The organism is Pseudoclavibacter sp. CFCC 11306 (genome assembly GCF_008831235.1).
Lineage (GTDB): Bacteria > Actinomycetota > Actinomycetes > Actinomycetales > Microbacteriaceae > Pseudoclavibacter_A.
Window position 1 is genome coordinate 407,612 of the sequence record NZ_WBKF01000001.1, and the last position, 12,801, is coordinate 420,412.

The following is a 12,801-nucleotide window of genomic DNA, read 5'->3' on the forward strand; positions in this document are numbered from 1 at the left end:
GTTCACTTCACGACACTAAGATGTGCCGCATGAAGACGATTGCGGTGTACAGCACCAAAGGCGGCGTGGGCAAGACGACCACTGCGGTCAACCTCGCATGGCTCGCCAGCCAGCAGGGACGCGTGCTGCTCTGGGATCTCGACCCCCAGGGCGCCACGACGTATCTGCTCTCGGTCAAACCGAAGGTCAAAGGCGGCGTCGACCGGCTCATCCGCGGAGACGGAGACGTCGCCAAGAGCATCCGGCAGACCGACTATCCACAGTTGGACGTGCTGCCCGCAGACGAATCGTATCGCGACCTCGACCTGCATCTGGAAGACGCGAAGAAGTCGACCAGCAGGGTGCATCGAGTGCTCAAACGCCTGAGCGAGAGCTACGACACCGTCATTCTCGACTCTCCGCCAGGGGCCTCGCTGGTCGCCCGTAACGTGATCGATGCGGCGGATGCGATCGTTGTTCCCCTGGTTCCCGCGGCGCTGTCGTTGCGTGCGTTCGATCAGGTCGCCGACTTGGTGCAGACGCAGGATGCACGGACTCCGGTCATCGGATTCTTCTCGATGGCCGATCGTCGGCGCAAGGCACAGGCCACCGCCGTCGAAGAGCTCCCCGGTCTCGACCCGCGCATCGTGCCGGTGGTGGTGCCATCGACGTCGGTGGTGGAACAGATGGGACTGCGCCGTGCACCTGTCGCGACGTTCGCGCCGCACTCCCCCGCTGCAAAGGCCTACAGCGACCTCTGGGCGGCGGTCGAAGGCATCGTTTCTCAGCACTGAACCCGTGGCACTCCGCGGATGATACGTGATCGAAACATCCTGTTGGTTACGATAAGGAGTCAGTTTTGCGGAGTCTGCGCATACTCGTGCACGACTCTGCCCGTCACTCTGCGCGCACGAAGGTGTGCGCAGCCGAAGAGATGAGGCACAAGCCCATGAGAACACGTTCGAAGTTCGTCGCCGCAGTCGCACTGGCCGCAGTCGGCGGTCTCGCCCTGAGCGGATGCACCAGCACCGCAGGCGACTCCAAACTCATCGACAGCGCGTCGCTCACTGCCTGCTCCGAGGCGCAGTACCCGCCTTTCGAGCGCCCGGAGGGCGACAAGATCGTCGGCATCGACGCCGACATCTCGTCGGAGATCGCGAAAGACCTCGGCGTCGACCTCAAACAGGTGAACACCGCCTTCGAAGGTCTGCAGTCCGGGCAGGATCTCGACAACAAGAAGTGCGACATCGCGATCAGCGCCATCACGATCAACGACGAGCGCAAGACCAAGATGGACTTCTCTGAGCCCTACTTCCACGACGACCTTGCCGTCGTCGTGCCGAAGGGAAGCTCGGTGACCTCGGCAGATCAGGCGCTCGACGGCACGCACACCATTGCCGTGCAGGATGCCACAACGGGTCAGGAGTATGTGACCGGCAAGGGTCTGCAGCCGCAGGGGTTCGAAGACGCCACGCTGGCGGCGACACAGGTCAGCAACGGGTCGCTCGACGTGCTCATCGATCAGGTGGCGCCGGCCAGCGAGCACTTGAAGAACTTCGACAACCTGCAGATGGTCGCCACCATTCCGACCGGTGAGTCGTATGGCATCGCCGTGCGCAAGGGCAACAGCGAGCTGCTCGACTCGGTGAACAAGACGCTCAAGCGCATTCAGGGCGACGGAACGCTGCAGTCGATCTTCGACAAGTACGGTGTGAAGGCGACTGCCTGATCTGTGCCCGATGGGTGTGCGACACGATGATGTGTCGCACACCCATCTCGGCCACGTAACGATATCAGCGTGATCAGACGCTGAAAGAGAGCGACAGGCAAGGTATGTCTCCCGCAAAACGAGCGCGGATCTCGCGCGGCATTCAGTACGCTGTGCTGGTGGTGGTCGTCGTCGTGCTGGCGGTCGTCACTGACTGGCCGAAGTTCCTCAGCACGTTCTTCAACCCCGCGGTGGCTGCGGCGCAGTTTCCCCAAGTCATCAGCGTCGCGCTGCTGAACACGCTGATCTATACGCTCATCTCGTTCTGGTTCGGCGTGCTGGGTGGTGCGGTGCTCGCCCTCATGAGGATGTCATCGGTCGCGCCGTATCGCTGGTTCGCGTCGGTCTACATCGAGCTGTTCCGCGGTCTGCCGGCCCTGCTGGTCTTCATCGCCTTCGGCTACGGCATTCCGAGTGCATTCTCGATCAATCTGAACATCTATGTGACCGTCATGCTCTCGCTGGGCATGGTCTCGGCGGCGTACATCGCCGAGACGTTCCGCGCCGGCCTGCAGGCCGTTCCTCCGGGCCAGCTCGAGGCCGCCAGGTCGCTGGGCATGTCACAGTCGCGTGCGATGATCTCGATCGTGTTTCCGCAGGCGTTCCGCATGGTGCTGCCCCCGCTGACCAATGAGCTGATCCTGCTCACGAAAGACACCTCGCTCGTCTACCTGCTTGGCCTCTCTCTGGGACAGTACGAACTCAGCAAGTTCGGCCGACAAGCGCTGACGGCCCCGGACGCTGGCCTGACTCCGCTGGTCATCGCCGGCGCCTGCTATCTCATCATCACGCTGCCGCTCAGCTGGCTGGCCCGCCGATTCGAGCTGCAGACGACGAGAAAGAGCTTCAAGACGAAGGCGGCGAAATGAGCGCGATCAGCATTCACGGCATCACGAAGTCGTTCGGTGACAACCAGGTGCTCAAAGGCATCGATCTGACGGTCGAGCCGGGTCAGGTCGTCTGCCTGATCGGCCCCTCGGGCTCGGGCAAGTCGACCGTGCTGCGCTGCGTCAACATGCTCGAGACACCCGACGAGGGTGTGATCGAGGTGGACGGAGACACGATCACCGATCCTGACGTCGACATCGATCGGGTGCGCCAGGGAATCGGTCTGGTGTTTCAGCAGTTCAATCTGTTTCCTCACCTCACGGTGCTGAGGAACTGCATGATCTCTCAGGTGAAGGTACTCGGGCGGTCGAAGGCCGAGGCGGAGCGTATCGCTCTCGAGAACCTCGCGAAGGTCGGCCTGGCCGATCGAGGCGACGCTCTGCCCGCTCAGCTCTCCGGAGGGCAGCAGCAGCGCGTGGCAATCGCCCGCGCACTGAGCATGAACCCGAAGCTGATGCTCTTCGACGAGCCGACCAGTGCACTCGACCCCGAGCTTGTCGGCGACGTGCTCGCCGTCATGCGGGAGCTCGCAGGTGCCGGCATGACCATGCTCGTCGTAACCCACGAGATGGCCTTCGCGCGTGACGTCGCCGACGTCGTCGCGTTCATGGACGACGGCGTGATCGTCGAGCACGGACCTGCCGAGCAGGTCATCACCGCGCCACAGCACCCCCGCACACGCCAGTTCCTTGAACGAGTGCTGCACCCGACCGAGGTGAGTCTCGATCAGTCATGAGTCGTCGCCTGCACCTGAGTGTGCCGCTGCGCTGGAGCGATGCCGATGCCTATGGGCACATCAACAACGTCGCCGTGCTCGCTCTGGTCGAGCAGGCGCGTGTGCTGTTCTTCGCCCAGGCGGAGTGCGACGACGAGACGCTGCCTCGTCTCGACGGCGAGAATCTCGGCCGCAGCCCCATCTTTCTGACCGGTCAGCGCATCGAGTATCGGCTGCCGCTGCGCCTTGAGCTCGAACCGGTGCGCATCGATATGTGGGTAAGCCACATCGGCGCAGCCGACTGCGAGCTGAGCTATCAGATCAGGCAGCAGGCAGAATCCCCCATCGCAGCCGTCGGGCTGAACGGGCTGGTGTTCATGAACCCAGAGACGGGTCACCCTCGTCGTCTCACCGGAGGCGAGCGACAGGTGCTCACGAGCCTGCTCGGAGAGCAGGTTCGGCTGCGCCGCTGACGTGCCTCGCCGACGGTGTCTGTGCGCACCGGAGCCCGCACGAGCAACGGCGAGCTCACCTGTCGCACACGTGACGTGGTGCCACCGTCGGATGCGCGAATGGACATACCTGCGGTCATCGCGCAAGATAGTCATCAAGGGGCTGTATCCAGACGTACCGCAATACCTGCAGAGCCGCAGGCTCGCGCTGTACGTCCTGACAGCGACTGGGGGCTGCGTGAGAACGCCGAACACACTCTTCACACCATGCGACGTCGATTCCGTGCTGGCATCACTGCAGGCGACGTCGATTCCGCGGTCTGCATCGGGGACGAACGCCGTCGGCGCGCATGGTGTGGTGCTCGACGCAGACGGAGACACTGCACGAGGGCAGCTGATTCTCTCGCTGGTACTCGATGCTCTGCCCGACGATCAGCGTCTCGTGCACGTTCGTTCGATCGGTGCTGCGGAGTCTGCGGCAAGCGTCGCTGCTCGAATCGCGGCCGATACGCCTGTGAGCGGCCTGACCGCTGCCGAGCTCGGCCGGAGCATGGCCGATGCGCTGCGGCGGGCGGCCGACGGGCGTACCACCATTCTGGCCGTCGACGATCTCAGATCGCTGAATGCCGATGTGCTCGATCTGATGGCCGAGGCGGCTCGCGCCTGCGACGGCTCGGTTCGTCTGCTGGCAGTCTCGACGAATGGGGATGTTCCGCCTGCGTTGGCAGGAGTGCATCGGCTGCGACTGGAACCGCTGACATCGCGGGAGCAGCTGCTCCTGGCGCGCAGACACGGGGTTCGAGCGGATCCGGCCGTCGTGCAGATCGTCGGGCATCTCAGCGACGGCGATGCCGACTCCATGCTTCGACTCTTCGAACAGGTCGACAGTGCACAGCTGCAGGGCACCAGGTCGCTGGCGAGGATCGAGCGCTTCTTCGCTGAGAGCCCCGAACGGCAGCCGCCCTGTGATGTTTCCTCAGACAGCGCGCTTTCCTCCCCTGTCTCCGAGACCGGCATTGCGCCTTGCGACGTCGTTCGCCTGCTGAGCTGCTCGCGCTATCTGCCGGTCGCACTGATCAGCGCTCTGCAGCCAGGAGGATGGCCTGCGGTTCAGGAGCTCATCTCGAAGCGGGTGGTCTCGATCGCCGGCGACGTCGTGTCGCTCGTGAGTCAGCGGCTGCGCGCCGAGACGTACTGGGGTCTGACCGCGGATGAGCGTCAGGAAATGCTGCAGCATCTGGCAGCGGCGACGGCTGACGGTCCGGAGTTGCTGCATCTCTGGTTCCTGCTGCGCAGCTCGGAAGAGGCCGCTGACTCCATTTCTGTGTCACATCGCCTGATCGCCAGCCTTCCCGGAGCTCTGGCAGCGGTGGTCGACGGGCCTGCAGCCGAGGTGCAGGTCGTCCAAGTGCTCGAGGTCATGGAGCATGTGGCCGATCTCGTGCACACTGACGATTCGCTCGTGGACGACTGGCTGAAGGCACTGCGGCTCTTGGGCGCACGAGGCTTCGCCGCGCTCGCGCGCCGATATCTGCGCATGGTCCCGACGACGCTGGCCGATCCGCAGACTTCGGTCACGAGAGCCCATCTCGATCTCAAGCTCGAACTGTTGGAAGACGGACGCATCGATCTCTCGAACGTCTATGCGACTGTGCATCTCTACGGCGAACTCGCGCCAGCTGCGACACTGAACATGCTCGCCGAGCTCACTGCACGGTCACTTCTGCTCTGTCACGTACGCGACGCGCGGCAGCTGGTGCAGCTTGCCGATCAGCTCCCCCAGACCGACACCGTCGCAGCACGTATTCTGCAGCGCGCTCGGTCGCTCATTGCGCAGCTGACGCTGCAAGACGCTGCGGCAGCGGGCGAGCCGGCAACGACGTCAGGAGTGCCCGCAGCATCCCCCGAAGCACCGGCGTCGTTGCGCCAGACGACTGGGAGGACTTTGTCTGCCGCATCCGTCTCTTCGACGACGTCTGCACGCCAGACGAACCAGGTCGGGAAGCAGACGACCACACAGACTGCTGCCGACCGTGCGCGGCCACGCCTCAGCCGACGACGTACGCTCAGCGTCCTGGAGCTGCTGCTGCAGGCTCAGGGGCATCGCCTGGCGGAACGCTGGCAGCAGGCGCGGGAGACCTGCGCTCTGGCTCTCGAGACCGCAGACGGCCTGCGTCTGCACGTCGAATCGACGCTCTACCTGCTGGTCGAGATCGAAGTCGCGGCAGGCTGCCTCTCGGCCATGCGATCGACGTTCCAACGGCTCGAGAGACATGCGACCTCTCGACTGCGCAGCCTGCAGCACACATGGGCCGCAGCGTGGGTGGCATTGTCGCTGGGAGACTCGGCTCATGCCAGACGTCTGCTCAACGAGACGATCGACCCGGCCCCAGCGCCCGGCAGCTCGGTGCAGCTCGCGCGGATTCAGGCGCTGTTGGGCAAGCTGCTGCTCGCTCACGATCCTCGCAAGGCCCTGCGGCTGCTGCAGAGCGCACGCGCATCGACGGTTGAGATCGCGCTGCCGAGCGTGATGCGCCTGCACGGCGACGTGATCGAAGCGGCTCTTCAATGTGGCAGAACCGCGGCCGCGCAGGATGCCCTGTCGGAGCTCGTCATCGCAGAAGCGCGCTCACCGCAGCGATGGACGTCGCTGACGATTGACCATGCCGCCGCAGATCTCGAAGCGCTCGGCGTCGACGTCAGCGGCATCTGCCCGGTCGCCCCCACTGCGGGAGAGCAGTGGCAGATCGCCTTGGCCCCACGGCACAAGGCCGCCGGGCAGCTGGAGTGTGCGACGACAGCTGTGGGCTACGCGCGCTGGCTCTTCATGATCGGCGACGCGAACGCCGGACATCAGGCGATCGAATACGCGGTCACCGCGTTCGAACAGGCAGGGGTCGTCACCGACGAGAAAACGGTGGCACGGGACGTGCTCGCCAGCGCTCGGCTGATCCGTGAGGCAGAGCCCGAGACCGAGGGGTTCCTGATCAGACAGCGCGAGACGTCCTCTGTCGGGCTCTCGAGGCTGGATGACGAACAACGCCGGATCGTGGAGTACGTGCGAGCCGGGCTGCGCACGAAGGACATCGCTCAACGCCTCTTTCTGTCGGTGCGCAGCGTCGAGCTTCGACTCACGGCGATCTACCGCACGCTGGGCGTGCGTTCGCGCCGCGAGCTGCTCACACTTCTGAGCGAACAGCCGTCGGGTCACGACGGCTCCTCGGTGTGACTGAAGGGCCGGCGACCTCGGGCCGACGATCCGGGCTGATCCAGCTGCCGCTGGACCGCCTGCGACTGAGCGCGCGAAGCAGCGATCGCAGACAGCGGCTCGCGTCGTAGATGCGCATGAACGGATAGAACGGAGCGAACAGCAGCATGCCCCAGCGGCGGCCGAGCACACTGCTCACCAGCGTGACCAGCAGGTCGGGAAGCCAGAGCCCGGCAAGCAGCAGCAGCGGCGGAAACTGGTCGACGACCGAGGCACCCCAGCCGTTTCCGTCGAGACCGAGCCAGACCGCTGCGGCGCACGTGACCGAGACGACGAACATGGGCAGCCAGAGCAGCATGATCAGCGAACTGAGCACCAGCTCGAGTGCGTGCACCAGCACAGTCGCCCAGAACAGACTGGGCCGCGGCCGATGCCGCAGCAGCGTCTGCCAAAATCCGAGAGTCCACCGACTGAGCTGTCTCGTGTAGTCGACCAGCGTGTCAGGATCCTGTGTGTAGGCGATTGCGGCATGCGGGTGGAAGGCCACGCGGCCGAGACTGCGAGCGTGCACCTCGAAGGTCATGTTGTAGTCCTCGATCACCAGCCCGGGCGCATCGATGTCGATCTGACGAAGAGCCCGTGAGCGATAGAGACTGGCGAATCCCGGCACGATGTAGACCGCGTTGATCCACGGAGCAGCCTGGCCGTACTTATGCAGATACTGCACGACGGTGTAAACCCGTTCGCGGTACCAGACCAGCAGACGTCCCAACAGCGATCCGGCGGCTTCTGGATGCAGGGTGCGCGCTCGTCCGGCTACTGCGGCCACGTCGTTGTCCTCGGCGAGGCGAAGGGCAGTGATCGCGTAGTCGTCGGCCAAATGCGTGTCGGCGTCGAGCAGCAGGACGAACTCATACCGGTCGGTGAGGTGAAAGTGCGCGATGCCTGCGCTCAGAGCACCGGCTTTGCCACGATTCGGGTTCAGCTCGAGCACCTGCACACCGAGTCGACGCGCGATGTCTGCAGTTCGGTCGGTCGATCCGTCTGAGACCACATGGATCTGTTCGGGTGAGAACTGGGTCAGAGCGCGTCGCAGTGACGCCTCGAGCACCGACTCCTCGTTATGTGCGGCCATCAGAACGGCGATGTCGCTGTTCGACCACCGAAGAAGGGTCGACCCCAGACGCTGTCGTCGTCGTTCGCCGTGCTCCGTCAGCCAGCGAATGACACCGATGACTCCCCAAATCATCGTGGTGACTCCCACGATCGCCAGCATGAACACGATCAGACCCCAAGCCATGATCGACTCCCCTCCTGCGCACTGTGCCCTCGGCACAGACTCCGTCGTCTTCGGCGCGATGCCTCTCACGCTACGGACATCGGCTCGCCGATGGGTCCTTCGTCTCCGCACTGTCGCCGCAGCGGTCATGCGGTCCCGCATCCGGCAGAGGCGCATGCGCGCACTGCATCCGCAGATCCCGCGGCCCGATCCGCAGGCACGGTACAGGCCTTCCGCAGGCGCCGGCAGACGTCTCCGCACAGCGACCGAAGAAGGCTGCCGCATCGGTTGTCCGGCTGCAACGCCGAAAGGCACGCTCAGAGAGCAACAGTGACGCAATGGTGCGTGAAGGGCGGGGATCATATCTCCGGCGGAGCGCCCCCAACCGGAGAGTGGACCACCGTGGAACTCACATCGACCAGACAACAGCTCAGCGAACAGCGTGCGCGGCTGGCACTCAGCACGCTCGGAACCGTCACCGAAGACCGCTCAGGCGCGACCACAGCAACGACCTTCACCGATTTCGACTACGACGTCGCGATTCTGGGTCTCGGCTACGTCGGTCTGCCGACGGCTCTCGCCTACCGCGCGGCCGGTCATCGCATCGCAGGCATCGATGTATCGGAGCAGCGCGTTGCGGCGATTCGACGTGGCGACGTCGATCTGATTCCGAGCGATCGAGTGCTGCTGGAATCACACCGCGACAGCGACGGGCTGCTGCTGACCACCGACCTGTCGGCGCTGCGGCGTGCGGCTGCGGTGATCATCTGCGTGCCGACCCCGGTCAGCGATGATCTGAGCCCCCAGCTCGGCATTCTGCACAGCGCGTGCATGACAGCCGTGACCAATGCGGTCACGGGGCAGCTCATCGTGCTGACCTCGACGACCTATGTCGGGTGCACCGAGGAACTGGTCGTCCAGCCGCTGCGAGACCGAGGCATGAATCCGGGCGAAGACGTCCACGTGGTGTTCAGCCCGGAGCGCATCGACCCAGGCAACGTGCAGTTCGGCCACGAGGCCGTTCCTCGCGTCATCGGCGGCGTCAGCCCCGCCTGCGCAGCACGCGCGGTCGACCTGCTCGGCTCGGCGGTCGAGCAGACGCACGTCGTGTCGTCGCCAGGCCATGCCGAGATGACGAAGCTGCTCGAGAACACCTTTCGCGCGGTGAACATCGCGCTGGCCAACGAGTTCGCCGACATCTGCCGCGAGCTCGACCTCGACGTCAGCGCGGTGATCGATGCGGCGGCCACCAAGCCCTACGGCTTCATGAAGTTCACGCCCGGCCCCGGGGTCGGTGGGCACTGCATCCCCTGCGACCCGCACTACCTGCTCTGGCAGCTGCGGCGTCAGCGCGTCGCCGCTCCGATGATCACCCAGGCGATGCACGAGATCAGCCACCGCCCGGGTCGCGTCGTCGATCGGGCGAAAGACCTGCTCGCCGAGAACGGCATTCCGCTGAGCGGAGCGCGTGTGTTGGTCGTCGGAGTCGCCTACAAGCCGAATGTCGCGGATGCTCGGGAATCGCCCGCCATCGAGATTCTGCAGCGGTTCTGGAGTGCGGGCGCGCTCTCGCGCTACTACGATCCGCTCTTCCCATCAGTGACGCTACCCGATGGCCACACCCTCACCTCTGTGCCGAACCCCGGTGCCAACGAGCCAGACATCGTCGTGCTGCACACGCTGCATCGCGACATCGACCTCTCGTGGATCACGCCGAAGACCCTGGTGCTCGATACGACCTACGGTGCGACCGACATCGCGCACCGCAGCGTGCTCTGAACGCGGGCCGCCCTCACGCAGCCTGACCCGGCATCCCCCGATGGCCACGATTCACCATCAGCGGCACCGACGCCGCCGCACGAAGACGAAGGAACACACATGCACACTCTCATCACCGGCGGCGCCGGCTTCATCGGCAGTCACTTGGCCGAGTACCTGATCAGTCAGGGAGACGACGTCACCGTGCTGGACAACCTCAGTACGGGACGACTCGCCAACCTCCGTCAGCTCAGCCGCGACCCCAGGCTCGGCTTCGTCGAAGGCGACGTACGCGACACCGAGCTCGTGGAGAGTCTCGTCGCACAGGCCGACCGTGTCTTTCATCTGGCGGCCGCCGTCGGCGTGCACGTAATTCTGGACGACCCCCTGGGCAGCCTGCGCACCAACCTGCACGGCACAGAGAACGTGCTCGCGTCGGCAAACCGGCACGAGACCCGTGTGCTGCTGGCCTCGACCAGCGAGATCTACGGCAAGAACACCGCAGACAGGCTGCATGAGAACTCGGATCGCATTCTGGGGTCTCCTCTGTTGAGCCGCTGGACGTATGCCGCAGCGAAGGGCATCGACGAGGCCTTCGCACACGCGTACTGGCGCAAGCACGACCTGCAGGTGTCGATTGTGCGGCTGTTCAACACAGTTGGGCCGCGACAGACCGGCCGCTATGGAATGGTCGTGCCCAGACTTGTTCGTCAGGCTCTCAACGACGAGCCGCTCACCGTCTACGGCGACGGCGAGCAGACACGGTGCTTCTCATACGTCGGCGACGTGGTGCCTGCGCTCGTGGCGGTCGAGGAGCATCCTGACTCAGCAGGCAGAGCCTTCAATCTCGGCGGTGCGCAGGAGATCTCGATCAAGGCGCTCGCCGAACAGATCATCGACGTGACCGGCAGCCGCAGCATCATCGAGCACATCCCCTACGATCAGGCCTACGGCGAGGGCTATGAAGACATGCGGCGCCGGGTGCCCGACAACACAGCTGCCAACGAACTGGTCGGCTTCGTTCCGAAGACTTCGGTGCGTCGCATCATCGAGCTGGTCGCGCAGGCGATGCTGCGTGATCAGACCGACCGGGCCGGCGGTCTGGGCAGCACGCCCGAAGGGGCCGGGGCGACCGCCGAAGTGACGCACCGCACGCTGGCCGCCGAGGGCTCGGCGTCGTGAACCGCGCAGGGGTGCGAGCCGGGCCGCGCCGTCGATTGGCGGTGACGGCAGCCGCCACGCTCTTCGGCAGCGTGGCTTTGGGGGTGGGCGTCGTGGCGATGCCTCCCACCGACGGCGTCAGCGCATCGAGCGATGCGGTCGCGGCGATCGCCGAAGACGGTCTGAGCCCGCACGCGACCGACGTCCCTCTGCTCACACCTCAGGAGGCAGGAGTGCAGCGGCTGACGAACGCTGCTCCTGCGATCGTGAGCCTGACCTTCGACGATGGCACACAGGATCAGGTGCTGGCTGCGAACATCCTGGCCAAGCGCGGTCTGGTCGCGACGTACTACGTCACGACCGGGCAGACCGGTGCCCCCGGCTTTCTCACCCGCGACCAGCTGCACGGTCTCGCCGATCTCGGCAACGAGATCGGCGGGCACACCGTGCACCACCTCAATCTGCCGACAGTGACGCAGAACGAGGCACGCCGTCAGATCTGCCAGGATCGCGAGAATCTGCGTCAGTGGGGGCTGCCCGCGCAGAGCTTCGCCTACCCGTATGCGGCGCACAACGATGAGGTTCAGCGCGCAGTGCGCGACTGCGGCTATGCCTCGGGGCGAGGCCTCGGCGGTGCGGTCGGTTCGGGCGAGTCGATGCGCCTGGCCGGAGAGACGATTTCGCCGGAGGCCAAGATCGTCGAGTCACTGCGGCCTGAGAACCCGATGGTGACGCTCGCACCCAACATGTTCGATAGACGATCAGGCATCGAGGCCTATCAGAAGGATGTCGAAACCGCTGCCGGCGTGGGGGCCGGTTGGACACAGCTCACGTTTCACGGCATCTGCGAGCGAGAGGCGACCACCTGCCCGGAGATCATGGTCACTGAGCAGGAGCTGGAACGGCTGGCCGACTGGCTCGTCGAACAGGTCGTCGCAGGGCGCGTCGCAATCAGGACGGTTGGCGAAGTGATCAACGGCGACCCAACGGCTCCGGTGCCGAGCGCCTACCTCTCAACCGGCTCGGCAGGCGATCCGAACGCGGAACATGCGGCGTTCACTCCGAGACGGAGCTCCGACCCCGGGCACAGAGTCAGTGATTTCACACATCAGAATGCCCAGGGATCGCCCATCTGCTGGAACGGTTTCGCCTACGGCGACAACACCGCGAACTTCACCATCACCTCGAAGACAGGCCACGAAGGACAGGAGGCGCTGCGCCTCGAGCTGACGGCGAACGGGCCCGGCGAGGCGAAGTGGCTGCCCATCATGGACCTCGGCGAATGCTCGCTCGCAGCCGAAGGCGGGCAGAGCAGAGAGATCACCTACACTGCGCGAGGTGGTGGGGCGCAGAGTCAGCCGGTGGCATTCGTCCGGGACGAGACCGGCAGATGGACGTACTTCAGCGCTGGCCGCTTCACCCCGCTGGGCGAGGAATGGTCCGAACACACCTGGAAGACCCCCGACCTGCCCGCAGGCACGACAGCGCTCGCGGTGGGCATCGCCCTGCAGCAGACCGGCTGGAACGAGGTGCGTCAGATCACCGTGCAATGAGGGTGATTTGCCAGAAGGCCGGCTCAGCTGAGACTGTTGT

General features: G+C 65.0%; 10 protein-coding genes. 9 read left to right on the forward strand and 1 reads right to left on the reverse strand.

The window, feature by feature from the left end:
* Positions 1 to 29: 29 nt before the first annotated feature.
* The 6 genes from F8O09_RS01795 (at position 30) to F8O09_RS01820 (ending at position 7,031) form a co-directional block, all read left to right on the forward strand.
* Complete coding sequence (locus F8O09_RS01795; protein ID WP_158053730.1) at positions 30 to 773, forward strand: ParA family protein; 744 nt, start codon at positions 30 to 32, stop codon at positions 771 to 773.
* 155 nt (positions 774 to 928) lie between these two features.
* On the forward strand, positions 929 to 1,708 hold the full coding sequence (locus tag F8O09_RS01800) for an ABC transporter substrate-binding protein (protein WP_192497515.1): 780 nt from the start codon (positions 929 to 931) through the stop codon (positions 1,706 to 1,708).
* A gap of 104 nt (positions 1,709 to 1,812) precedes the next feature.
* A complete protein-coding gene (locus tag F8O09_RS01805) occupies positions 1,813 to 2,616 on the forward strand; it encodes an amino acid ABC transporter permease (RefSeq protein WP_158031431.1) in 804 nt (267 codons plus the stop codon).
* Positions 2,613 to 3,371: an amino acid ABC transporter ATP-binding protein gene (locus F8O09_RS01810; RefSeq protein WP_158031430.1), complete on the forward strand. Its 759-nt coding sequence runs from the start codon at positions 2,613 to 2,615 to the stop codon at positions 3,369 to 3,371. The genes F8O09_RS01805 and F8O09_RS01810 overlap by 4 nt, the downstream gene beginning before the upstream one ends.
* On the forward strand, positions 3,368 to 3,823 hold the full coding sequence (locus F8O09_RS01815; RefSeq protein ID WP_158053732.1) for an acyl-CoA thioesterase: 456 nt from the start codon (positions 3,368 to 3,370) through the stop codon (positions 3,821 to 3,823). The genes F8O09_RS01810 and F8O09_RS01815 overlap by 4 nt, the downstream gene beginning before the upstream one ends.
* Before the next feature lie 262 nt (positions 3,824 to 4,085).
* Positions 4,086 to 7,031 (forward strand): helix-turn-helix transcriptional regulator, encoded by a 2,946-nt coding sequence (locus F8O09_RS01820; protein ID WP_192497516.1) that lies wholly within the window; start codon positions 4,086 to 4,088, stop codon positions 7,029 to 7,031.
* Here F8O09_RS01820 and F8O09_RS01825 read toward each other — a convergent pair.
* Positions 6,982 to 8,310, reverse strand: a complete 1,329-nt coding sequence (locus tag F8O09_RS01825; RefSeq protein WP_158053734.1) for a glycosyltransferase family 2 protein — start codon at positions 8,308 to 8,310, stop codon at positions 6,982 to 6,984. The genes F8O09_RS01820 and F8O09_RS01825 overlap by 50 nt on opposite strands.
* A gap of 381 nt (positions 8,311 to 8,691) precedes the next feature.
* Between F8O09_RS01825 and F8O09_RS01830 the strand changes: the two genes are divergently transcribed.
* From F8O09_RS01830 to F8O09_RS01840, 3 genes are all read left to right on the forward strand, one after another.
* Positions 8,692 to 10,068, forward strand: a complete 1,377-nt coding sequence (locus F8O09_RS01830) for a nucleotide sugar dehydrogenase (RefSeq protein WP_225732805.1) — start codon at positions 8,692 to 8,694, stop codon at positions 10,066 to 10,068.
* A gap of 99 nt (positions 10,069 to 10,167) precedes the next feature.
* Complete coding sequence (locus tag F8O09_RS01835) at positions 10,168 to 11,229, forward strand: GDP-mannose 4,6-dehydratase (protein ID WP_158053736.1); 1,062 nt, start codon at positions 10,168 to 10,170, stop codon at positions 11,227 to 11,229.
* Positions 11,226 to 12,761 carry a polysaccharide deacetylase family protein gene (locus F8O09_RS01840; protein ID WP_158053737.1) on the forward strand — a complete coding sequence of 512 codons (1,536 nt, stop codon included), beginning with the start codon at positions 11,226 to 11,228 and terminating at the stop codon, positions 12,759 to 12,761. The genes F8O09_RS01835 and F8O09_RS01840 overlap by 4 nt, the downstream gene beginning before the upstream one ends.
* The last annotated feature ends 40 nt before the right edge of the window (positions 12,762 to 12,801 follow it).